The organism is Pelomonas dachongensis (genome assembly GCF_043555865.1).
Classification (GTDB): domain Bacteria; phylum Pseudomonadota; class Gammaproteobacteria; order Burkholderiales; family Burkholderiaceae_C; genus Pelomonas; species Pelomonas dachongensis.
Genome location: NZ_JBIGHY010000001.1, coordinates 445,450 through 466,686 on the forward strand (window position 1 = coordinate 445,450; position 21,237 = coordinate 466,686).

At 63.4% G+C, this 21,237-nt stretch carries 22 protein-coding genes and 1 pseudogene; 9 read left to right on the plus strand and 14 right to left on the minus strand.

Annotation, left to right across the window (positions count from 1 at the left end):
* Positions 1–5 precede the first annotated feature (5 nt).
* From ACG02S_RS02175 to ACG02S_RS02190, 4 genes are read left to right on the plus strand one after another with little or no spacing between them, the layout of a single operon-like run.
* Entirely contained in the window at positions 6–974 is a 969-nt protein-coding gene (locus ACG02S_RS02175) for an ImmA/IrrE family metallo-endopeptidase (protein ID WP_394468796.1), read from the plus strand.
* Between the two features lie 17 nt (positions 975–991).
* Complete coding sequence (locus tag ACG02S_RS02180; RefSeq protein WP_394469297.1) at positions 992–1,606, plus strand: C1 family peptidase; 615 nt, start codon at positions 992–994, stop codon at positions 1,604–1,606.
* A gap of 15 nt (positions 1,607–1,621) precedes the next feature.
* Positions 1,622–2,470 carry a hypothetical protein gene (locus tag ACG02S_RS02185; RefSeq protein WP_394468797.1) on the plus strand — a complete coding sequence of 283 codons (849 nt, stop codon included), beginning with the start codon at positions 1,622–1,624 and terminating at the stop codon, positions 2,468–2,470.
* A gap of 46 nt (positions 2,471–2,516) precedes the next feature.
* Positions 2,517–3,395: a hypothetical protein gene (locus ACG02S_RS02190; protein ID WP_394468798.1), complete on the plus strand. Its 879-nt coding sequence runs from the start codon at positions 2,517–2,519 to the stop codon at positions 3,393–3,395.
* A 729-nt stretch (positions 3,396–4,124) separates the two neighbouring features.
* Here the strand turns inward: ACG02S_RS02190 and ACG02S_RS02195 are convergent.
* The 8 genes from ACG02S_RS02195 to ACG02S_RS02230 form a co-directional block, all read right to left on the minus strand.
* A complete protein-coding gene (locus tag ACG02S_RS02195; protein ID WP_394468799.1) occupies positions 4,125–4,712 on the minus strand; it encodes a relaxase/mobilization nuclease domain-containing protein in 588 nt (195 codons plus the stop codon).
* Between the two features lie 112 nt (positions 4,713–4,824).
* A complete protein-coding gene (istB, locus tag ACG02S_RS02200; protein WP_394468800.1) occupies positions 4,825–5,601 on the minus strand; it encodes an IS21-like element helper ATPase IstB in 777 nt (258 codons plus the stop codon).
* Positions 5,602–5,686: 85 nt separating this feature from the next.
* Complete coding sequence (istA, locus tag ACG02S_RS02205) at positions 5,687–7,207, minus strand: IS21 family transposase (RefSeq protein ID WP_394468801.1); 1,521 nt, start codon at positions 7,205–7,207, stop codon at positions 5,687–5,689.
* A 194-nt stretch (positions 7,208–7,401) separates the two neighbouring features.
* On the minus strand, positions 7,402–7,854 hold the full coding sequence (locus ACG02S_RS02210; RefSeq protein WP_394468802.1) for a hypothetical protein: 453 nt from the start codon (positions 7,852–7,854) through the stop codon (positions 7,402–7,404).
* Positions 7,851–8,378 (minus strand): hypothetical protein, encoded by a 528-nt coding sequence (locus ACG02S_RS02215; RefSeq protein WP_394468803.1) that lies wholly within the window; start codon positions 8,376–8,378, stop codon positions 7,851–7,853. The genes ACG02S_RS02210 and ACG02S_RS02215 overlap by 4 nt, the downstream gene beginning before the upstream one ends.
* A gap of 617 nt (positions 8,379–8,995) precedes the next feature.
* On the minus strand, positions 8,996–10,033 hold the full coding sequence (locus tag ACG02S_RS02220; protein ID WP_394468804.1) for a hypothetical protein: 1,038 nt from the start codon (positions 10,031–10,033) through the stop codon (positions 8,996–8,998).
* A 335-nt stretch (positions 10,034–10,368) separates the two neighbouring features.
* Positions 10,369–11,109 carry a YdeI/OmpD-associated family protein gene (locus ACG02S_RS26445; RefSeq protein WP_474103945.1) on the minus strand — a complete coding sequence of 247 codons (741 nt, stop codon included), beginning with the start codon at positions 11,107–11,109 and terminating at the stop codon, positions 10,369–10,371.
* Between the two features lie 6 nt (positions 11,110–11,115).
* Positions 11,116–11,541 (minus strand): VOC family protein, encoded by a 426-nt coding sequence (locus ACG02S_RS02230; protein ID WP_394468806.1) that lies wholly within the window; start codon positions 11,539–11,541, stop codon positions 11,116–11,118.
* 120 nt (positions 11,542–11,661) lie between these two features.
* Here ACG02S_RS02230 and ACG02S_RS02235 point away from each other — a divergent pair, with 120 nt between their 5' ends.
* On the plus strand, positions 11,662–12,345 hold the full coding sequence (locus ACG02S_RS02235; RefSeq protein WP_394468807.1) for a helix-turn-helix transcriptional regulator: 684 nt from the start codon (positions 11,662–11,664) through the stop codon (positions 12,343–12,345).
* Positions 12,346–12,856: 511 nt separating this feature from the next.
* Here the strand turns inward: ACG02S_RS02235 and ACG02S_RS02240 are convergent.
* Positions 12,857–13,240: a helix-turn-helix domain-containing protein gene (locus ACG02S_RS02240; RefSeq protein WP_394468808.1), complete on the minus strand. Its 384-nt coding sequence runs from the start codon at positions 13,238–13,240 to the stop codon at positions 12,857–12,859.
* 61 nt (positions 13,241–13,301) lie between these two features.
* Between ACG02S_RS02240 and ACG02S_RS02245 the strand changes: the two genes are divergently transcribed.
* The gene (locus ACG02S_RS02245; protein WP_394468809.1) at positions 13,302–13,622 is read left to right on the plus strand and encodes a hypothetical protein; all 321 of its coding nucleotides are present in this window, start codon (positions 13,302–13,304) and stop codon (positions 13,620–13,622) included.
* Between the two features lie 51 nt (positions 13,623–13,673).
* Here the strand turns inward: ACG02S_RS02245 and ACG02S_RS02250 are convergent, their stop codons facing one another.
* Entirely contained in the window at positions 13,674–14,852 is a 1,179-nt protein-coding gene (locus ACG02S_RS02250) for a tyrosine-type recombinase/integrase (RefSeq protein WP_394468810.1), read from the minus strand.
* Between the two features lie 1,289 nt (positions 14,853–16,141).
* Positions 16,142–16,402, minus strand: a complete 261-nt coding sequence (locus tag ACG02S_RS02255; RefSeq protein WP_394469298.1) for a helix-turn-helix domain-containing protein — start codon at positions 16,400–16,402, stop codon at positions 16,142–16,144.
* A gap of 118 nt (positions 16,403–16,520) precedes the next feature.
* Between ACG02S_RS02255 and ACG02S_RS02260 the strand changes: the two genes are divergently transcribed.
* A complete protein-coding gene (locus ACG02S_RS02260) occupies positions 16,521–16,808 on the plus strand; it encodes a hypothetical protein (RefSeq protein ID WP_394468811.1) in 288 nt (95 codons plus the stop codon).
* Positions 16,809–16,928: 120 nt separating this feature from the next.
* Here ACG02S_RS02260 and ACG02S_RS02265 read toward each other — a convergent pair whose 3' ends face one another.
* Positions 16,929–17,675 carry a type IV toxin-antitoxin system AbiEi family antitoxin domain-containing protein gene (locus tag ACG02S_RS02265; protein WP_394468812.1) on the minus strand — a complete coding sequence of 249 codons (747 nt, stop codon included), beginning with the start codon at positions 17,673–17,675 and terminating at the stop codon, positions 16,929–16,931.
* 615 nt (positions 17,676–18,290) lie between these two features.
* Between ACG02S_RS02265 and ACG02S_RS02270 the strand changes: the two are divergent.
* Positions 18,291–18,671 (plus strand): annotated as a pseudogene (locus ACG02S_RS02270) (ATP-binding protein); the annotation flags it as partial.
* Positions 18,672–18,918: 247 nt separating this feature from the next.
* Here ACG02S_RS02270 and ACG02S_RS02275 read toward each other — a convergent pair.
* Together ACG02S_RS02275 and ACG02S_RS02280 are read right to left on the minus strand one after the other, a co-directional pair.
* Positions 18,919–19,125, minus strand: a complete 207-nt coding sequence (locus tag ACG02S_RS02275; RefSeq protein ID WP_394468813.1) for a transposase domain-containing protein — start codon at positions 19,123–19,125, stop codon at positions 18,919–18,921.
* Positions 19,053–19,274: an IS66 family transposase gene (locus ACG02S_RS02280; RefSeq protein WP_394468814.1), complete on the minus strand. Its 222-nt coding sequence runs from the start codon at positions 19,272–19,274 to the stop codon at positions 19,053–19,055. Before ACG02S_RS02280 ends, ACG02S_RS02275 begins: the two co-directional genes overlap by 73 nt.
* A gap of 173 nt (positions 19,275–19,447) precedes the next feature.
* Between ACG02S_RS02280 and ACG02S_RS02285 the strand changes: the two genes are divergently transcribed.
* Positions 19,448–21,181: an IlvD/Edd family dehydratase gene (locus ACG02S_RS02285; RefSeq protein ID WP_394468815.1), complete on the plus strand. Its 1,734-nt coding sequence runs from the start codon at positions 19,448–19,450 to the stop codon at positions 21,179–21,181.
* The last annotated feature ends 56 nt before the right edge of the window (positions 21,182–21,237 follow it).

Genomic DNA, 21,237 nt, shown 5'->3' on the forward strand with positions numbered 1-21,237 from the left:
CCGGAATGGCCAAAGCGGCCGAGCTGCACAAGCAGTTCGACTTGAAAGCCAGGCTTCGGGACGGAAGTGGCCCCATCGATGTGCTCTCGACCATTCGGGACGTCGGGATCATGGTGCTCTTCCGGCCGCTCGAGGGGCTACTTGGCGCCTACGTCCCAACTCCGTCCGCAGCAGGGATGCTGGTGACGACCCAGCGAGACCACCACGTGCAGCGATTCACTGCAGCACATGAGCTCGGCCACCACGTCTGCGGCCACTCAGCTCCCAGCCTTGATGTCAGTGTCGGCTTCGTCGCCCGCGGCGAGAAGGATGGCTATGACGCCCAGGAAGTCGAGGCTGATGCGTTCGCCGCAGAGTTCCTACTGCCCAAGTGGCTCATCACAGCACATGCTAGACGCCAGCATTGGAGTCTTCCTGACCTGTCTCGGCCGGATGTGGTTTACCAGCTGTCGTTGCGACTTGCTGCGAGCTATTCGGCGACATGCTGGGCACTCCTGGCAGCTGACTACGTGCCGCTGAAGGTGGCTCAGCAATTGGCCAAGTTACCTCCAAGGCTCTCGAAGCAGAGGGCTATGCCCGACTTCCAGCCAGACAACTGGTACGGGGATGTCTGGCTCATGTCTGAGCGCGATGCTGGGGTTCAAATCGTTGGTAGCCCCGATGACTACCTCGTTTTCAACCTGGAAGAGCATGCCGCCGGAGGGTATGAGTGGGGGTTTGACGCGCTTAATGAAGCGCCTCTTGAAGTCCGTCACGACCAGCGCAAACATGATGTCCCACTGGTCTACGGCGCTCCCGTCACCCGACGCGTAGTGCTCCAGGGCAACGCTATCTCGCAGACCGTTGTGCGCCTCGACGAGAGGCGTCCGTGGGAAGCGGACGAGAACGCCTTAAAGTCTCTTGAGCTCAGGCTAGCGCTCCTCGGCAAAGAGCCGGTCGGCATGGTGCGTCCGGAAAGATTTATCTCTGCATGAGCGAGGTAGGCGGCATCATGGTCGAGCACGACCTCCGTGGGGCGTGGGAAGGTATTAGGGACCAAGGCCCTCGCCCGACATGCCTCGCCTGTACTACGTCGGACGCGCACGCACATGCTCATGGCCTCTCGCACGCGCTGTCGGCGGAGTACCTGTTTGCACACGCTGTGCAGCTGATGAGTTCCAGCAACGGAGGCCTATCTTTCGACGCGGTGGACAAGGCTTTGCAACTGCATGGACAGCCGCACGAATCTCACTGGCCGTATGGAGTTCCGGCCGCTGCACTGTGTAGCCCCATCGGTCAAATCTGGTGCGGAAGCTGCCTCGATCCGATGTCAGTCGAATCCGAGTTGGTCAGCGGTGTGCCGGTCGTCTTGGGTTTGATGCTCTGCGCCGGCTTCTACCGAGTACAGGCGCCTCCGCACCTAGTTGCGGACGGTCCATCCAACCACTCCGGCCATGCGGTCGTCGCAGTCGGGCTGGGAAGGTCTTCGGCCTCAGCTTCGTACGACTTAGTGCTCATTCGGAACAGCTGGGGAGCACGCTGGGGAGACAAGGGCCACGCATGGCTCCCTTACTCATACATGAAGACCAAGTTGATGGAATTCCGGACGGTGAAACCGTGCCCGTAAGGAGGGGGGACGAGCATGCATCCTATTTCGAGGCAATCGCGCGCTGAAGCTTGGCTTGAGGCAGCCGCCTTGCTGCAGGGCGAGCCCGATGAAAAGGCATACAACCTAATCCTCGAGGTGAAAGACCCGTGCAGGGAAGCAACGCACGACAAAGCCATCGAGAAGTCGGTCGACCAGTTCCTGCGAGCGCACCAAGCTCAGCCCGTCATTACAGTAGCGGAAACCATCTTCCCCGCAGCAGAGTACAAGACCCACGGCTTCGACGGTGTCCTCAAGTATCCGGACTCCATCTACCCGCACATCCAACCTTTGCGGGCGAACAACTGGGGAACGTATGCCCTGCGCATGACGCGCCGCCTCGCCGTGGAGGGCCCACCGCTCAACCCGCTGGAGCTGCTGGTGAAAAAGCTCAAGCGTGAGTTGTCGAACCCTGCTCCCAAACGCGCCGTCTATGAGCTTGACCTCTCGCTGGAGCCGATGGAGCTCAGCCTCTACGACCCCGAACGGGACCACAAGATTCCGCGTGGCGGTCAATGCTTGAGCCACATCAGCATCAAGCTCGGCCCGAACCGGGAGCTGTACCTGACGGCGATGTACCGCTACCAGTTCTTCGTACAGAAGGCTCTCGGCAATCTTCTTGGCCTAGCAAGGCTTCAGTCTGCCATCGCTCGAGAGGTTGGGATTTCGGTAGGCCCGCTGGTGTGCCATGCAACGATGGCAACTCTTGAACAGGGCAAGGGAGAAGGCGGCACATTGGCCTGGGTCAAGAAAGACAACGCCAAGCTGTTGAATGAGTGCAAAGCCATCGTGGCCGCCGCGGCGGCTTCGCCGGCGACCACGAACTGCGACGCTCTCGCGGCCTAACCCTAGCCTGTTCTTGGCGACCACTGTTACCCGACCAACGAAGCGAATGTCGAATCTCTACCTTGAGTCCCAGTTCCAAAAAATCACTTGCGCCTATAGCCATATCTTCTCCAACCTCACGCCAGGCTTCGAAGGTTATCTGGACTTCGGACGCAGCCGTCCTTGGTCCTTTCTGACCACGGACTTTCGCCGCGTGAGTTACGCGCGCAGCTTGGAGCTCCACAAACGATCTGAGGCCATCCATTCCTCACGCGACAGCGCTGAAGCGAAAGCTTCCGCCTTGTCGAATGCATCACGTGAGCTCGAGACCGGTTTTAGCGTCGGCATCTGTCCTTGGACAGACAGCCTCCTGCTCGAAACGTTTGACTCAAAGAAAGATGAGTTGACGATAGTGGTTGGACATGACTGGTATCCCGTCGGCGCTGGCGTGCTGGCCGAGTCGGGTCTGCACGTGCAAGGGCTGCACTACACGCCCAAGTACCAGCACTGGTGCCCCGCCGGCTTCTTCGACCCAAAACACCCGTCCGTCACGCTGTTCCTGAATCTCTATCCTGACTACCGCGGCCCCTTGGCCGCCAAGACCGGAAAAATTCCTAAGGGAGGCGGCCTCACTTACGCCCAGTGCGTCGCGGGGTTCCAAGAGCTCCTAAGAAGCTTAAACAAGCAGTACAAACGCGTGCAGATTGTGTCGTGGGGTGCTTACGTGTGGAATGAGTTCGCGCCATATGTTGCAGACCTCGGCAGCATGAAAAATCTGAAGGCGCAGATGGCGGCGAGCATGGGTAGACCTTTGAAACTCTTTGAGCGTGACTACCTTCCGATGGCTCATCCGTCATTCGCGTCGAATCACAACCGGGCACATCTCTCTGAAGGCTTCCGGGCGCTCGGGCTGGGCACGCCCGGGTTCGCTGGCCGACGGCGCTAACGCTCGCGAGCACGGTTCACCCTTTGTATGCCGCCCTCCAAATGCTGGCGCCCAGCCTATCCTGCACTAGGGCAGATTCTTCCGCTGAAGACGTCCCACTGAGACCCGCCTAAACGCTCAGTTAGTCATCAGTGGAACAGGAGTGGGTCGCAAGCGGGTCAAAAGCGAATCGAAAGTGGGTCCTAACCGGGTCAAGACCGGGTCGAACCCGTACCGGACCGGATCAAAGCCGAACGAGTTCCGCTCGAGAAGCGACGCTTAGCCGCCTGGAGGCGCGCGAAATCCGCCGCAAAGTCGTCGCAAAGCCGTTGCCCTGACGCGCTATCAAGCCGTCTCTCCCAAAGCCTCCCCGACTGAGAAATTCGCGAGAAATTCGCGGGAAGAATGTGAGAAGAACGCGAGAATTTTCCGAGAAGGTTTCGAGAAAATCGCCCAAACACGAAATGCCCTTTGGGGGAAGTGGGATGAGAGTGCCTCAGCGCCGACGCTGGCGCAGCATCAGCACCAGAACAAAAGTTCGCTGGCAAGACGGTCGAGCTGACAGGCACGCAACTCAGACGCGGCCCGGCATCGGGCGTGGCGGGTGACTGGGTGGCGATCTGGCCGGGTCAGCGCGCAGCGCGGTCGATCAGGACCGGCTTGTTCGCCAAGCAGGCTCTTTCATGCGCAGCGTGAAGGAGGAAGCCAGCGGTCCCAGGCAGGGGAAGGGCCGCGGACTGTGAGAAGCCTCTATCGCGTTCGATCAGGGCCTGACGAGCGTTCAAGCCCCGGCAGCGACTGCTGCCGGCCAGGCTCGGCATTCGTTCTGACACGCCCCGCGAGCTCACGGACGAAAGGCGTTCCACGCACGAAATCGGCGACCCGTTCAGCGAGCGCTCGGTCGCTGGCCAGTTCAGAGCGTCCCAGCGCTTTCATGATGTGCGCCCAGTTGGCCATGGCCTCGGCGCGCGTTCTCACAGCGGGTCCCCCGATCTTGGTTGGGGCCCTGGCGACCTGCAAGCGCCCCTCCTGTCTGGCCTTCAAGCGCCACAGCGGTTCATAGTTGCGACTCACACCGCGCGACGGCTGACGACTGGCTTCTGCTTCGATGTCCCAGCCCCTCAGCTTCTCGGCGAACGTCTCGCGCCAACGGTGCAGATCGGTCTTGCGAGGGTTCAAGCGTGTGCCAGAGTCGGACTCGGCTCGCACGCTCAGATGCACGTGCGGGTTGGCCTGGTGATCGTGCAGGACCATCACGTAGCGATGCCCGGCCAGCTCGACCTGTGCGAACTCGCGGACGGCATTCTGCAGGAGGTTGGCGTCCGTGCCGGCCGGCATGTGTCATTGATCGGCGTAATCCGGCCACTTGCGATCGGCATTTACCGGCCACTTGGGCCTGTGCCGAGGGGCGTCTCGAACGACCCCGTTGGGGCCTTCATTCTGCTGCGTTTTAGGCGCTCTTCGGGCCTGCCTTTTTCGACGCCGGCGGCACCTTCGGATCACGGTAGCTGCGCCCGTCCAGCTCCAGGCAATAGGCGTTGTGGCGTAGTCGGTCGAGCGTGGCCGAGGCGAGCAGCCGGTTCGTGGCGAAGGCCTGGTCCCACTCGGTGAAGTCCAGGTTGCTCGTCACGATGGTGGCGGCCTGCTCGTAGCGCTCGGCGATGAGGTCGTGCAGGTCTTCGTCGGCTGGCGCCCGAAGCGGTTTGAGCCCGAAGTCGTCAATGATGAGCAGCGGCACCCGTGCCAGCGTGGCGAGCCGACGTTCGTAGGCACCGGTGGCCCGCGCCGCGTTCAGGCTCTGCGTGAGCGCCGTGCAGGTGGTGAAGACCACGTCCACGCCCTGGCGCACCGCGCAGTGCCCGAGCGCCTGTGCCAGATGCGACTTGCCGATGCCCGAAGGACCGACGATGAGGACGGGCGACTTCTCGCTGAGGTAACGCCCGGCGGCCAAGTCCGCCACGAGCGCGCGGTTCAGTCGCGGCAGACGCTCGAAGTCGAACTGCTCCAGCGTCTTGCTCGTGCGGAACTGCGCCCGGCGCAGCCGCATCGAGAGCTTCTTGTTCTCGCGCCGCGCGACCTCGTCGCCGATGAGCATGGCGAGGAACTCGGTGTAGGCGAGCTTGCCCTCGATGGCCTGGCGGTTTCGGGCTTCCAGAGAGTCGAGGATGCCCGACAGGCGCAGCATCTTCAGCTGCGGGGTGAGTTCGGGGATGGGGTTTTGGTTCATGAGGAGTCCTTGGTAGGGCCGTGGCATCGAACTGGCCTCGCGCGCGCGTCCACGGCCCCGCCGGCCGCGTCGTGCGAGGCGAGGTTCAGTGCAGCGCGCCTTCGCCGTCGAAGAGCTCGGCGGCGGCGCGCGTGAAGCGGGCATAGCCATAGGCCGCCGGCGTGTCGGGCGCAGCAGTGGGTTGCAGGTCGGCATCTGTAGCCAGGATGGTCTTGACGGTGCGGTAGTGCGCGCTGTCATGCGCCAGCGCCCGCTCGCAGGCCACCTCCAGCCGCTGGACTCCGTAGCGGGACCCCAGCGCCAGCACGCCCTGGGCCGCTCGCAGGCGTTCGCTGACGCGATCGGCCAGCAGGCGCTCGATGAGCTCCGTGCAGCGCGGCCCGACGTCGGCGGCGCGGGCGAGGCACCAGGCCTTGTCGCGGGCGAAGAAGGCGCGTGCCTGCGGTGGCAGGTGGTCGCGCTGGGTCATGCGCTGACCCGGGCGACGGGCGCGCAGGTGCGACGCCAGATGCCGGTAGTCCTCGTAGAGCACCACCACGTTGTCGGTGGCGCGCAGCCACAGCTCCTGGCCCACGTGGGTGAACGGCGCGGAGTAGAAGCAGCGATCGAACTGCACATGGCAGTCGCGGTGCACGCTCACGCGCTGCCAGGTGCCCAGGTCGGGCGCAATGGCGGGCAGTCGGCGCATGAGCGGGCGCTCCAGCGCGAACAGCACCAGCGGCTGCTGCAACGTCGTCCCGTGCCGGCGCTGCCCCGCTTCCTCCAGGACCCAGGTGCGGACCTGCGCGTTGAGGTCGGCCAGATCTCGGAACCGCCGCGTGGGCAGGAAGTTGCCTTTGACGTACTTCACGCCGGACTCGACGATGCCCTTCTTCTGCGGGTCGTGAGGCGGACAGGCCTCGATCCGGAAGCCATACCCCTCGGCGCACTCGGCATAGGCGCGCTGCACGAGCGGGTCGTGCCGGCAGGCCTTGACGATGGCGCACTTGGCGTTGTCGACGATGACGCGCCCGGGCACGCCGTCGAACCATTCGAAGGCGCGGCGGTGACAGCCCAGCCAGGTCGCCACCGTCTGGTCCCAGACGAACTCGACGTACTGATGACGGCTGTGGGCCAGCGTCATCACGAAGGCCCAGGTGCGCCGGGGCTTGCCATCCGGGCGGGTCAGAACCGGGCCGGCGCCGAAGTCGACCTGCGCGGCCTCGCCCGGGGCGAACGACAGCCGCACGGTCGCCTCGGGCGGCCGCGCGGCCTGCATGCCTTGCAGCATCCGCCGCACCGCCGAGTAGCTGCCGGTGAAGCCGTGCTCGCGCTTGAGCGCGGCGTGGATCGCGCTGCCCTGCACGCCGGCGTCGAACCAGCGCTGCACGACCTCGCGCAGCGGCTCCAGGCTGGAGACGGTGGAGGCGGCGCGCTTGGGCGGAGTCAGTGCCGTGACGATGGTCGCGTCGTCAGGCAACTCAGCGGCAGCATCGAGCCAGGCGCGGGCTTGAGCCACCTTCACCAGCGCGGTGATCTTGTCGCGGCCCAGCAGGCCGCTGCGCGCGATCTCGCGCGCCGTGTCGCCCGCGCGCAGCCGCACGAGCACTTGTCGGTACTGGAACATCTCGATCCTTCTGCGACCCACCTGCCAGCCCTCCAAGCAATGAAAGCTGGGACGGTAGCGGTGGGGTGATTGAAGACTCGAGACGCCCTTCAAGACTGGCAACTGGCCGGTAAACGCCGATCACGCAGTGGCCGGTATATGCCGATCCTGCACTGGCCGGTATATGCCGATCCTGCTCACCGTTGTCTACCGACTTACCTGGCCGGTATATGCCGATCCTCGGGTGGCCGGTTTATGCCGATCGCTGACAGCATGGACAGCATGATGTTGAACGCTTCGCGGCGGTAGCTGACGTCCTCGATGAGCGAGCCGCCGTAGCGCCACTGGTCCACGAGATCGCGCAGTGCGTCCTTGCCGTCTCGCGTCACACCGCGGTCGTCCTCGATCGGGATGCGGCCGTTCTTGCTGATGTAGCGGAAGTGGGCCGCGATGGCCGCCATGCCTCGACCGCCACCGGTGACCTTGACCATCACCTGAGGTGCGCGTCGCACCACGGCCTCGATGCGCTGCCGGATCACGCCAGCCTTGCGGCGATTCAGGACGCCGAGCCGTGGGGTTGGCTGCGTTTTGACCATACGGTTGCCCGGATAGAACAGGCGCTCGCCCCACTGCACGAGCACCCCATCGATGCTGCTGCCGGTCGTCATCGCCGCCCTCTTCGCGACGCCTTGAGTTCGGCGATCAACCTGGCTGCAGCTGCAAGATGCTCTCGAACGACCTTCGCCAGCGAACCCACGCCAGCGCGATACGGTTCGAGCTGGCCGGCGGGGACACGGCCCAACAAGCGCATGAACGCGTTGAGGTCCGCGGACGTCGCTGCAAGTTGATTTGTCGATGCCACCAGTGCCTCCACCGCCCTCGCGTGATCGGCGGGCAACGGAGCGGGCGCAATGCCGTCCATCAGCGCGGACACGTAGGCGCCCTGAGCCATGTCGGCCGCTCGCGCGCCCACCGCCAGTGAAGCGGCATGGGCGGCAGACAGTCTCAAGGTGACCTTGACGCAAGCGCCTGTACCGGTGGCCGTGCGCGCGACGTCGCTGGGCACACCCAAGTCGCGCCGGCCTTCAAACATCAGGCGAAGAGCCTTTCGGGTCAGCGTCGCCGTGGTTGTGCCCTGCTTGGCCGCCAGCGTGCGTAGCTGCGGCCCCAGGCCTCGTAGATCGATGGACACGCGGTCTCGCGCTGCAGTTCGTCCTTCTCGCTCGTCAGTGTGGGCAACGACATCTAAAGCCTGCGACGGCATGGCGACATCGAGCAAATCGAGCTGCCCTGCCAAGGAAGCGTTGCACGTCCGGCGCATGCACAACATGGTGCCTCGGCATGCATCGCGGCGATATAGATCACATCGCTGCGCTGCTTCTGTCTCCTGCTGGCTCGGAACGTCCTAGGAAGCGCCGAGATGTCCCAGGGCGCTCGATCCAGGTCACCATCCGTATCAACTGCATTGAGGATGGACGGCAGCTTCAGGCTGAACTGAGTCATTCGCGGCAAACGGCCTGAGAGGCCGCTTCCATCAGCACCGGCCATTCAACGGGCGGCGCCGCGTATGGCCGCTGCACACATGAGACCGGACATTCAACTGTTCGCGCCTTCGATCCGATCTTGAGCGACAGGTACTTCGCTGGTCGACTGGGTGAAGTCGACCCCAAGCTGCCGGTCACTTCGCTGGCTAGATCGCCGGCAAGCAGACACTCAACGTCAACCCGCTCGTCGAGTAGCCATTGCAGACGCCCCACGCCATTGGGCTGACGCCTGCGCAATACCCGTCAGTCCCCCCAATAGGCGCTTTCACGACCAGAACTTCCACCAGGGCCGCTCGACCACTCGGTGCCCATTCGGCATGAGCTGGTGCACTTGCTGCGTCTTCGCAGCCGCCGCTGATGCATGAAGCCCCAAATGCTCCATCCATTCCTTGCACTGCTCAGGCGGCAGCTGTCCTTCGAGCACTACTTGCGATGGCATTTGTTGGAGGTGCGGCGTGAAAAAACCGGCATCCCAACTTCGGCCGTGAAGGATAGGGGGCCACAGCAATATCACTTGCTCGCCGCGCGCGCTCGGGATTTCTGCAGCGAGCGCCTCACCCCAAATCGACGTTCCCAGCTCGGGTGTAGCGCCAAACGCGTGGCCGTAGTGCCACCAAGACTGATCGTGCAGCCCTTCGGCAGGGCCAAGGCCGGTCGCTGCAGCGGTCAAAGCCGCGTTGGGGTTGCGTCCACCAGGAACACGATCACCCAACGCGCATTGCAGCAGAGTAAAGAGGTGAAAGCAGTCCGCCACGTTTTCGTAGCGGAGGCGCCAGCCGTTAGCGCTCGTGGGGTGCAGAGCGACTAGCGACCCGCTGCTCATTCGCAGTGCTTGAAACACCCAACAAACCCCTGCGATCTCGTCAGCAAGGTCACCAAGCAACCCCATGACTGTCGAGTCTGCACGCAAGGCGCTACGGCGATCAGGCAATTGAGCCAGATGCGAAACCAATGCCGGCCCGACGCCCGTCAAAGCCTCTACCAACATCGGCCGTCGGGATTCATCCACAGGTTCCGATGCATTGCATTCGCTACACCAAGCAAAAAACAGCGCCCATAGCTGATCGAAACTGCGTTCAGCGCCTCGATGCACCTCCGCAACGTTGCCCAGCAAAGTAGCCACGAAACTTGCACCGACTGGCGAAAGATGCTGGAGCGCATTGGCGGTGTCCGGCACAAGCACAGCCTCAGTCTGAGCTGCATTGAGCCAAGACCTGGCGGCGTCAATCAGCTTTTCTGATGGTTGGCCGCCTTCGTAATCGTCACTGGTCCGCAGCAAGGTTTCGAGGACGGCAAGGCTCATGATGGTGCTGTGCTTGGCTTGCAGCCATTGTGGCGTAGCTGTCCCGAATGCTGACACTCGCGACCGACCGCTCCTGGCCGGGTGGAGACCCAGCGCATCAGTCTGGATAGCGGTCATCAATATTGACGATGAAACCGCCAAGGGCGCACAGCCATGTTGATCCCCTGCTGTGGAAGGGCCAGGCGAACAGACATTCACGGCCAGGTCCAGTCATGCGGGCGATCGGCAAATCACGGCGCCGATGACTGGTTTCAAGGTACAGCCGCCATGGCCTGTGGCCGTTCGACCGCTGTCGTTCTCCAACGCAGTCGCTCACGGCTTGTTGGCCATGATCATTACTGGAACGGGTTCGGCGTCGACACGGTGGACGACGGCGTCATCCTGGGTGCGGCCTTGTCAAACCGTGTGCACTCAGCGCTGTTGAACGACGACCGACACGCCGAGATGGCACTGTCGGCATCGCCCAGTCTGGAAGTAGCACGCGCTCCTCTCATCGAAGACGCACGCCGTCCGTGCAAGCAAGTACCAGTCTGGCAAACCTGGATGCTCTCGTTTCGTCCTTCTTGGCACTGGTGACCCAATGCAGAACGAGCTTCCTGTAGCCAGGCGGGTGTGGCCTCGAAGAACTGCCAGGCCCCCCAATTGCGCTTGAGGGTTTCAAGCTCGCCGCGCGACAGATCAGCCGGCGACGGCTGTTCGTGGGCATAGATGGCTGATCGCGCCGACGTTCGCAGCGCAAACGCCTTCTCTCCTGCGTGTGTCAATCGGCCGGCAGCGTGCAGCTGATGAACTTTCGCGATGTTGACGGCGCTCCAGTTCGAAGATGCCCGCCGAGGCGTGAATCGAATCGAGTAGGTGTGCTCGTCGACGCGCTTGCGCACGCCGTCGATCCAACCAAAGCACAGTGCCTCGTCCACCGACTCGGAGTACGTCATGCACGGCCGGCCCACGCCCACCTTGCGAAAGTGCATCAGCAGTTCGGAACAATGAGCAGCGTTCGATTGCAGCCACTGCCTGAACGCTGGCGCGTTGTCGAAACAAAGCAAGATCGGCGGACTTTTCATCAGCGCCGCCACGACCGCTCAGCCCGCGTCGTACGCAACTGCAACGTCCAAGACCCAGATCACGCCGAAGCGGTCCTTCAGCATGCCGTACAGCGGGCTCCACAGCGCCTTCTCCAGCGGGCTCAGGATGGTCGCGCCGTCGGCCAGCTTCTTCCACAGCAACGCGACCTCTTCGGCTGCATCGCCCCGCACAGAAACGAAATAGGCGTTCTCGCCGGGTGCCCAAGGCGTGGCTGCTGGCACGTCGTACGCCATGACACGAAAGCCGTTGGGCGCATCGACCTGCCCCCACATGACGTGATCGGCATCGGACGGGTCCTGGACGTTGCCGGCGTCCGTGTACGTGACGATGGCGATCTGGCCGCCGAATACGGACTGGTAGAAGGCAAGCGCCTGGCGTGCGGTGCCGCGCAGGTTGATGTGGGTAACGGCAGTGACGGACATGGGAACTCCTTGAAACGGGTTGGACTGCTTTCGTTCTCCACAGCGCCCATCGCGGTGGTCTTCGCTCAGCAGCTGGTGCTAATCTAGCCAGCCATACTGTCAATTTCCGTCAGTTGCCCGATGGCCCGGTCCGATCGCCTCTTCCGACTGCTTCAAGCCCTTCGAACGCTGCCTGCGCCAGTGACTGCCGAGCGCCTGGCGCAGGAGACAGGGGTGTCGGTACGGTCGATCTACCGCGACGTGGAAAGCTTGCGCGAAGCCGGGGCGGAGATCGGTGGGGAGCGTGGCTTCGGCTACTGCCTCATCGAGGACGGCAGGCTCCGGCCGCAGGCGTTCAGCCGGATCGAAATCGAGGCGCTGGTGCTGGGCCTGGCAGAGGTGCGCCAGATGGGCGATCCCGCACTGGCCGAGGCCGCCGCAGCGGTGCTCGGCAAAGTCGCAGCGACCTTGCCGTCTGCAAGGCAGCAGCAACTGCTTCACGCCGTTTCGCAGGTTCATCGCTTCGAGGATCGGTATGCGGCTTTACCCGACATGGGGCTCATCCGAGAAGGGTGCTGGCGCGAGGAAGCACTGGCGATCAGCTACACCGACAAGGCTGGCGAAGCTACCGAGCGGACCATCTGGCCGCTGGCGATCGTCTACTTCGACCACATGCTCGTGGTACTGGCCTGGTGTTGCCTGCGCGAGGGGTTCCGCATCTTTCGCGCGGAAAGGATCACCGCAGTCGAAAGCACCGGCGCCAGTTTCCGGCCCAAGCGCGTCGCGTTGCTTCGGACGTACCTTGCAGAGTTGAGAAAGCGATGAGCGCAGACCGAGGGGGCATCACGCCGCCTTCGTTGGCAAGCCATTGTCGAAGCGGGCTGTGATGGTGCATTTGATGCCGCGCTGAGCGCTGCTGCAGCGCACCTGAACGCCGTCCGAAAGGCTACCTGCGAACGCCCACTGTCGTTGTCACTCAAAAGCTCAGCAGCGCGAGCGAAGGTCAGGTTCCGCGGTAGACCTGTCACTCGCCAAGAAAACTGCCATCGGCGGCATTGGGTCGGTAGCGCCATTCCAACGCTTCAGGCAACAGACGTTCGACGACGACAGCCGCGGATAGCCAGGCTGGACGACCGCAGCACCCTCAACATCCGTCGTTGAACCCGTCAGCCGGCCAGGTGCGCCGGCGTCTGCTTCATGCCAGAGAGCGTGAACTCGGCGGCAGATCGCCGATGACGACAACCGCTGCCAAGCTGACTTCCGAGCCGTTCGCACATCCCGTCAACCGCCGGTGCTCATGACCTCTGCTCGACTGCGATGCGGTCCACTGTGGCTCTCAGCCTTCGGCGTAATGCTGTTCGAACTCTTGCATCAGTTCCGACAAGCTGCAGCTCAAGGCGGCGGCAATCCTGACGACTCCGACGAAATTAGGGGTCGTCCGGCCGGTCTCAATCATCGAAATGTTGGAGCGTCCGACGTTGGCCGCCAGGGCCAGCGCCTCCTGCGACATCCCGGCGGCGACCCTCAGCGACGCGATGGCCTTCCCAAGAGCCGCGGCGACTTTTGGATCGGTCGACTGCGAGCCTGATGGTCGGCCTCGCCGAACTACCTTTTTGCTAACTGCCATGCCGGTAGCGTCGGTCGATGATATTTTTAAAACAACATTTAAATAAATACAAAAGTCGCTACGATCGACTTGTGAAGCCCGGCGTTCCCTCATCCTGCCGCCGATGCGGTGGGTGCGTATGCCGACGGACCTCATCGGCCCGCAGGAGCAAGACATGGCAGACATTTTTTCTACGTCGCGACCCGACGCGCCCGCCCCAACCTCTGGCTTGGCCGATGAGGGCGATCACGAGGTCGCGGCTGCCCATCCACACGACGCTTGGGTGTTGTTGGACGAGGCCTCACAAGATTTGGTGCGCGCTGGAGCCATCGTCGATCTTCTCGGGCTGGAGATGCAGGCGTCTCAGCATCAGCTCTACGCGGCTGACATTGCCGGGGAGTTTCTACGCGCGGCAAGTGCGCGGGTGTCGGACGCTCGCGATCTGATCCGCGACATCGACTTGGCGAGCAGGAGTCAGCAAACGCCCAACACGTGAAGCGGCTGCAGGCGCTTCGCGCGGATTCTGGGCGGGTGATGCTCGCGCAGCCTAAAGAACGAGCTTGGCAAGCGCCTCCGCCGCATGGTCCTCTCGGAGATGCCCATAGTGCTTCTCGATCATCTCGACGCTCGTCCCACTCAGCAGGGCAACGGTTAGCAGGTCGAGTCCATCGATGACCAGATCGGTGATCGTTGAATGCCGCAAGGTGTAGAGGACGGTCCCCGGTGGTAGACCCGCAGCAACAGCCGCTGCCTTCATCGGCTTCTTCCAGGCGTCCTTGTTCCAGGGCTTGCCGCTGCCCTGCGCAAAGAGTGGTGCAGCCGGCAGCTTGTCGGTCGTCAGCTTCGCGAGGATGCCCGAGGTGAACTTGGGGAGCTTGATACGACGATCTTGCCCGGCCTTGTCCTTGCCGATGCTCAAGACACCGTGCCTCTTGTCGAACTGCCCAACCGTCAGCGCAGCAAGTGCACCAGGCCGCAATGGCAGATGGGTCATGCCTTTGACGAACTCGACGAAATCCGCATCGACGCAGCTGACTAGCTTTCGCCGTTGCTCGCGATCGAGGTACACGGTCCGACGGCCGTCGGCTCCCTTCGTCGGGCGCAGCGCAACGCGCCAAGCCATGTCCGTCGTCACGTCACCCACATCGTGCGCGTAGTTGAGCGCCGCACGAAGCGCCGCACAGTCACGGTTGACCGATGACGCGGCTCGCAGGCGAGTCCGAGGGCTCTTGGCGTGCGGATCGATCACGACCGGCGTCGCCGCCAGACCGGCCCGCCAGGCATCGACCTGGCGCCTGGTGAGTTTGGCAATCGCGACGCGGCCGATGGGCGTGTCATCGACCCATCGAGCGAACCGCGCTTGCAGATCGTCCGCGGTGTCATCTCCCTTGGTCGTCCGCACGTGCTTGACGTAGTTCTCGCACGCAATCCGAACCGTCGCGGACACGACCGCACCGCCCCGCCCCAGGTGCGTGAACCATTGCTCCGCCTCCTTCTTCGCGGCGTCGTAGCGCTGGGCCGGTGGCAACTTCGAAAAGTCGCCCAAGCTGGTCTTGGACCGATGACCATTTTCCGGGTCCCTGTACCTCGCGTACCAGGACCCGATGGATGCCGCCGTCAATTTGCGGTAGCCGAGCATGCAGCCGCCGGCCAACTTCACCCAGTAGGGCTCCGACCGGGGCTTGGCCCTTGTCCGCGAATCCACCGTGTCGATCTTTGCACCCATGTCTTCCTCCACGTTCGAGGAGATTCCATTGTGGGCCAAAGTGGGCCAAAAGTGGGCCAAACGTCTATGGATTTCCTGGGACGTCTAGGGACCTTTTCATAGGAGAAATGGCAAATCAGAAAAGCTCAGTTCTCCCCAGTACCCTGCCCTCCGAAGGCAGGGGTTGTTGGTTCGATCCCAACCGGGCGCACCAGATGCAGGTCATGCAAGTCTTTGACGTGCATGGCCTTTTCTCTTTCGGGGGGCCTGCGCGGATATTGGCAGGGCATGCAAAGTCGGCCCCAACCGATTTCAAGAACTGCCCAGCTGCAGGCGGCATCCGACGCCATCCCGGCGAGCGCTTTCACGGGCTCACCCGGCCCGTAGGCAGGAATGACCGACTCGGAGCGGCAGCTAGGCCCGCCTCGACGACCCTTGTGCCGTGAAGGGGGTCTAGCGGAGCACCTCGTGCTCGGACTGGCGCCACCACCGCCGAAGCAGCAAGCCAGATGATTCACGACCACCTGGGGTTGTTCTGGCCGCGCCTGACGCGCAGCACCCGCCACTAAGACCGCGGTTTCATGCCTCGCCGGACATTGATCAACGTCGTGGACAACCCAGTAATTGCGCGCTGCGTACTGCGTCGCGATTCACTCGATCCACCTCGTCCAAGATCGGCGCACTGTCGACAGCTCCCGCTGCAAGGCAGATGCTGGGCGCGACGGGTGCGGGCAAATCCGTGGCCGACGAGGGCGTTTGGAACCAAGAACTCGAGCAAGTTTGAGCTGAAGACACCGCAGCGTTCGCGTGAGCACTACCTACCTGTGCACACGCCGGCGGCTGCGGCTGTCTCTGGACGACCTGCTGGCCGTGGTGCGCGAGTCGCGTTTGATCTGGTGAAAACCTGCTCAGGTGCTAACGGTGAGACGGACCATGATGCGGACATGGGCGGACGATCTTGATCGTTTTGCGGCAGATCCGTTTAGCGTCGAGGCACGCGGCGTGGGCGCAACGACGATGCGGGGGACCGCCGCTATCCTCGCTTGCTAGACGCAAGCGCAAAGCGGGATAGGCGCGCCGAAAAATTGCTCTGGGAGGCGGCAAAGCAGAAATTGCCGTCTTAGTCGCTGTCCGCAAACACTTATTCCTTCACGCAAGCAGGCGGTCTCAACAATGCAGGCGAGAAGTCTCCGTCGTGGCCTGCGCTGGAGCTTCTGCCGATGGCGCGGCGTTGATCAGTCTCAAGGGCCGGCTGGAAGTCGACGGTGAGCTGCCTGTTTACGTGGTGCCTGGCTAGCCAGATGAAGCGTTTACTGCAATGAGCTGAAGTTCTGGTGGAAACGCTCAATGCGCCCTGCGAACTCTGACGGCGTAAGGTCAAGCGCTACGGCCAAGCGCCAAAGGACACTGATCGTTGGCTGCTTGCGTGCAGACTCAATCAAAGTAACGTAAGGGCGGTCAATCCCGGCAGCTCCGGCGACATCCTCTTGAGTCAGCCCGAGCTCGTTCCGGCGCTCCTTTAAAGCTGCGCCAAGCGCTTTCAAAAGAACCGGGTTAGTGCTGCGGCGCATCCTCGCCACTGTCTGAAAAAAGTTAACAAAAGACACGTGTCTTCAGATAACATTATTTGGCCGTGAATTTGTGTCCCGGTACCTGTGGACACGCGATGGCGGCGCAGAAAGGTGGACCATGCCCAAAGACATTCGCAGCAAGGCGCAACGCCTGGAGATCCTTCGCGAGCTGCTCACTGAAATTGCATCGGGCATCAGAGACGCGCAGCAAGGACTCCTGGAAACCGCAGCGACCGGCAACAGTGGCAGCTTGATCGCCAACTCCCTTGCGCGACTGGGGTGGATGGCAGATCAAGGCTGCGTTGTCGCTGGCGACGACTCGCCTCCAGTCGTGGGCGATGCATTTGCTTGGCTCATGTGTCCCCAGCTAGCAGCGACTACTGGAAAGCACGGGACTGAAATATGAGTGGCGCACGATGGCGTGAATATTCGTGCGCCAAGTTCACTTGGAAGTCCGCTTCCAATGCGTTAGCCGCCCCTCCTCCCTGGCCTTCAACCGCCAAAGCGGCTCAAAGTTAGGAGTCATTCATGTCGGCCGCTTCAGGTTGAGCCGCTCGCCGGACTTGGTGGTGGACACCCAACGACTGCCGCCACCAAGGCGCTCACTGTGTTTGCGCGCGAGGCCAGCCCAGGACAGTCCCAGCTCCTCAGCCAGCGCGTGAGCCAGCCTTGCGACCTTGATCCGCTTGAGATGGGCAAGAAGTTCTTCCAGCACGGGCTGGCGCAGCGATCGTGCGCTCTCGATCAGATGGCGAGCCTCCTCAAGTTCCTGGCCCTTGCCCACGTCACTCAGCAGTTCGAGCAGCGCTCGTTCCGGGGTGGAGACGAGCACGTCAGACCGCCCCCCTGGCAATGGGGCCAAGCCAACATCTGCCCGCAGTCCTGGATCGAAGAGATGGGTCGCCTGATAGTCCGCCGGGAATACCGCTGTGAACCAGGTCGGCAGCGATGCCGACTTGTCACCCCAGAGGTTCAGTCGATCTCTGACGGCGAGGTTGTGCCGCACACCTCGCCAGGCAAGCGCAGTCTTCCCACCCACATGCAGGCCCGGTATCAACTCCGCCAATCGGGCCAAGCTGGCATCGCGGCCCAACTGGTCCCCCGGGAGGATGTAGACACCATGTCCGAGGCGCTCAAGCCAGCCATCCTGCGCAAGCCTTGATACCTGCTTGGCGGTCAAGCCACGCGCCTGCAGCCAGGTGGTCAACATGGGCGAACCTCGCGGCACCTCCGGCAGCAGTCCGCGGAATAGAAAGGATGGAGAAATTCCCATTCTTCGGGGATTTTATGGATTTTTCTATTCCCATGTCGCCCCAGATCGGTCGGCAAACCGGATCTTGAATTCGCGTCAACGCCGGACCGGACGCTCACGCGGCGCCTGTAAGCCGTCGAACCTGCTCTCGACGACAGACAGACGGCCTTGGAGTTTCGACTTCAGGAGTTCGTGGCAGTTGCCTGGCGGCCGGGAAAGACGGGGGGCGGATCCCAACCATCGCAGTTGCCGTGCGCCCCCTATGGACACACGTATTGGCTCCGGGGCCGGTCGAGGAGACCTTTTGTGTTCTGCCGGCGCCATGTCCAGGCTGCCGGTGGGGGAAGCTGTCTTTTCTGGCGCACGACAGCGGTTCTTGCCCCGTTCGCCGTGGCCGTAGCGCGACGGTCGAGCGATCTTCAGTGCAGCGTTCTCGCCCTGCCGGCTGCGGCCGGCCACTTTTAACCATCTGGTTAAAACCGGATCAAGTCCGGAAATCGCCGGATTCCGCCGTAAGCCGTTGATTTAGCACGTGCGAAAAAAAGGGAGGCCAGCTAAACCGTCGCAAGAATCAAAACCGGATCAAGAAATCCGGAACGGGAGATACGCAGGGGAAAAATCTCAAGCCCAGTGGGGACGGCCCAGCAGGCCGCACGCCAGGGCTTGACCGTGCTCTACACCCGCTCGACCCGGCTGCTGCAGGAGTTGCAGGTGGCGCACGGCGATGGCAGCTTCGGTCGTCGCCTTGCCGCATTGGCCCGACTTGACCTCCTCGTCCTGGACGATCTGGCGATTGCTCCCATCACCGGGCAGGAACGCCAGCATCTGCTCGAGCTGCTGGACGACCGGGTGGGCAGCCGCAGCACGCTCATCACGAGCCAGATGCCCAGCAGCGCCTGGCATCAATGGCTGGGTGCGCCCACCATCGCCGACGCCATCATGGATCGGCTGATGTACGGCTCACACACGATTGCGCTCAAGGGTGAATCGCTGCGCCGGGGCTCGCCCCAGGCCTGACCTGCAGGGCCGTTCCACGCTGATCGCGGACACCATTCCAAATTGATGGCGGACAGTCGACCTACCATCCGGCCCGTCACTCAGGCACCCCACTCAGGTTGTCCGCGATCGCATGGAACACTGTCAGAGATCAGTGGAATACGCACCTTCGGGTGCGTCACTCACTTGGATCGTGCGATGACCTCTGCGTGGAGTCCAACTTTCTGGGTGAGCGTCTGGCCGTTCCACCTTGACGGCGATTGGCAGCTCAGGCCTGAGCGGGCTTCCAGCGATGCGGCAGCAGATCGAGTTGGGAGTTGCGCAGCGTCGGCAGACGCTGCAGCACGTCACGCAGATAGGCCCAGGGCTCATGCCCGTTCAGACGTGCCGACTGCACAAGGCTCATGATGATGGCGGCGCGCTGGCCAGCGAGCTCGCTACCCATGAACTGCCAGCGCGGCGTCCCATGGCCCACGGCTTGATCTGGCGTTCCAGGTGGTTGTTGTCCAGCGCCACGGCGCCGTCCTCGAGGTGATGAGTGAGCGCGCCCCAGTGGCTCAGCGTGTGATGGTCTTGGCGGTCGCGCTGCCGTCTGCAACCATGCGTCGCTCGAGGTCGAACCACTGGCGCAGCTCATCCCATCACAGCTTGGCCAGGCGGTGCCGCTGAGCTCGACGCTCGTCGTCGCTGAAGTCTTTGAGCTCTCCCTCGACTTGGTAGATGCGAGCAAACCTGCGCTCGATGTTGAGTGGCATGGATAGCGCTACCATTTCACTCCTGACGAGGAGACGACAGTGGTGGACGATGCCAATGACGGCAAGAAGAAGTTGCGCAGCCAGGGCTGGTTCGGCGGGCGCGACAAGATGGGTTTCGTGCACCGCGCCTGGCTGCGCAACCAGGGCTACCCGGACGACTACTTTGGCGGCCGCGCGGTCATCGGCATCTGCAACACCTGGAGCGAATTGACGCCCTGCAACGGCCACCTGCGCGAGCTGGCCGAGAACGTGAAGCGCGGCATCCTGGAGGCCGGTGGCGTGCCGATGGAGTTCCCGGTCATGTCGCTTGGTGAAACCATCATGAAGCCCACCACCATGCTGTTCCGCAACCTGGCGAGCATGGACGTGGAGGAGTCGCTGCGCGCCAACCCGCTGGATGGCGTCGTGCTGATGACCGGCTGCGACAAGACCACGCCGTCGCTGCTGATGGGCGCCTGCAGCGTGGGCCTGCCGGCGCTGGTCGTGTCGGGCGGGCCAATGCTGAACGGCAAGTTCCGAGGCGGTGAGATCGGCTCGGGCACCTTCAACTGGCAGGTCAAGGCCAGAATCGACAGCGGCGAGCTCAGTGCGGCCGACCTCACCGAGGCCGAGGTCTGCGGCGCTCGCAGCGCGGGTCACTGCAACACGATGGGTACGGCGTCGACCATGGCCGTCATGGCCGAGGCGCTGGGCATGACGCTGCCCGGCATGGCCTCCATCCCGGCCGCCGACTCGCGCAAGAAGCTGATGGCGCAGCTGAGCGGCCGGCGCATCGTCGAGATGGTCCATGAAGACCTGACCCCGGCGAAGGTGCTGACGCGCGCCGCCTTCGAGAACGCCATCGTCGTCAACGCCGCTGTGGGCGGCTCTACCAACCTCATCCTGCACCTGCTGGCCATCGCGGGCCGCATCGGTGTGCCGCTTTCGCTGGAGGACTTCGACCGCCACGGCAGCCAGGTGCCGCTGCTGGTCAACCTGAAGCCTTCGGGCGAGCGGCTGATGGAGGACTTCTTCTACGCCGGCGGCCTGGGTGTGGTGATGAAGGAGCTCGGCGGCCTGCTGCACCGCGAGGTGCTGACGGTGAACGGCCGCACGCTGGACGACAACTACCGCACCGCGGTTTGCTACGACACCGCCGTCATCCGGCCGCTGTCGGAGCCGCTGCAGCCCGCCGCCGGCATCGCCGTGCTGCACGGCAATCTGTGCGAGCAGGGCGCCGTCATCAAACCCTCGGCGGCCACGCCGGCACTGCTGCGCCACCGCGGGCCGGCCGTTGTGTTCAGCAGCATGGAGGACTACCACGCCCGCATCGACGAACCGGCCCTGGCCATCACCGCAGACAGCGTGATCGTGCTGCAGGGCGTCGGCCCGCGGGGCTACCCCGGCATGCCCGAGGTGGGCAACGTCGACCTGCCGCGCAAGCTCGTCGAGCAGGGCGTGCAAGACATGGTGCGCATCTCCGACGGCCGCATGAGCGGCACGGCCTACGGCACCGTGGTGCTGCACGTGGCGCCGGAATCGGCTGCAGGCGGTACGCTGGCGCTGGTGCGGGACGGCGACCTCATCGAGCTGGACGTGCCCGCGCGCCGGCTGCAGCTGCTGGTGGACGACGCCGAGCTGGCGCTCCGCCGCGCCGCCTGGGCGCCGCCAGCGCCACTGGCCACGCGCGGCTACGTGAAGCTGTACGTGGACCATGTGCAGCAGGCCCACCTGGGGGCGGACCTGGACCTGCTGGTGGGCAGTTCCGGCTCGGTGGTGGAGCGTGATTCACATTGAAGCGCCCGGGCGCAGTCGCGCCCCCCTGAATGCGGGCCGGCTCGGGAGCGGCCCGA

Bases quoted from the DNA above. Each gene is read 5' to 3' on its own strand.
- ACG02S_RS02175 (WP_394468796.1), top strand. From the start codon at position 6: ATGGCCAAAGCGGCCGAGCTGCACAAGCAGTTCGACTTGAAAGCCAGG.
- ACG02S_RS02180 (WP_394469297.1), top strand. From the start codon at position 992: ATGGTCGAGCACGACCTCCGTGGGGCGTGGGAAGGTATTAGGGACCAA.
- ACG02S_RS02185 (WP_394468797.1), top strand. From the start codon at position 1,622: ATGCATCCTATTTCGAGGCAATCGCGCGCTGAAGCTTGGCTTGAGGCA.
- ACG02S_RS02190 (WP_394468798.1), top strand. From the start codon at position 2,517: ATGTCGAATCTCTACCTTGAGTCCCAGTTCCAAAAAATCACTTGCGCC.
- ACG02S_RS02195 (WP_394468799.1), bottom strand. From the start codon at position 4,712: ATGCCGGCCGGCACGGACGCCAACCTCCTGCAGAATGCCGTCCGCGAG.
- istB (WP_394468800.1), bottom strand. From the start codon at position 5,601: ATGAACCAAAACCCCATCCCCGAACTCACCCCGCAGCTGAAGATGCTG.
- istA (WP_394468801.1), bottom strand. From the start codon at position 7,207: ATGTTCCAGTACCGACAAGTGCTCGTGCGGCTGCGCGCGGGCGACACG.
- ACG02S_RS02210 (WP_394468802.1), bottom strand. From the start codon at position 7,854: ATGACGACCGGCAGCAGCATCGATGGGGTGCTCGTGCAGTGGGGCGAG.
- ACG02S_RS02220 (WP_394468804.1), bottom strand. From the start codon at position 10,033: ATGAGCCTTGCCGTCCTCGAAACCTTGCTGCGGACCAGTGACGATTAC.
- ACG02S_RS02230 (WP_394468806.1), bottom strand. From the start codon at position 11,541: ATGTCCGTCACTGCCGTTACCCACATCAACCTGCGCGGCACCGCACGC.
- ACG02S_RS02235 (WP_394468807.1), top strand. From the start codon at position 11,662: ATGGCCCGGTCCGATCGCCTCTTCCGACTGCTTCAAGCCCTTCGAACG.
- ACG02S_RS02240 (WP_394468808.1), bottom strand. From the start codon at position 13,240: ATGAGGGAACGCCGGGCTTCACAAGTCGATCGTAGCGACTTTTGTATT.
- ACG02S_RS02245 (WP_394468809.1), top strand. From the start codon at position 13,302: ATGGCAGACATTTTTTCTACGTCGCGACCCGACGCGCCCGCCCCAACC.
- ACG02S_RS02250 (WP_394468810.1), bottom strand. From the start codon at position 14,852: ATGGGTGCAAAGATCGACACGGTGGATTCGCGGACAAGGGCCAAGCCC.
- ACG02S_RS02255 (WP_394469298.1), bottom strand. From the start codon at position 16,402: ATGCGCCGCAGCACTAACCCGGTTCTTTTGAAAGCGCTTGGCGCAGCT.
- ACG02S_RS02260 (WP_394468811.1), top strand. From the start codon at position 16,521: ATGCCCAAAGACATTCGCAGCAAGGCGCAACGCCTGGAGATCCTTCGC.
- ACG02S_RS02265 (WP_394468812.1), bottom strand. From the start codon at position 17,675: ATGGGAATTTCTCCATCCTTTCTATTCCGCGGACTGCTGCCGGAGGTG.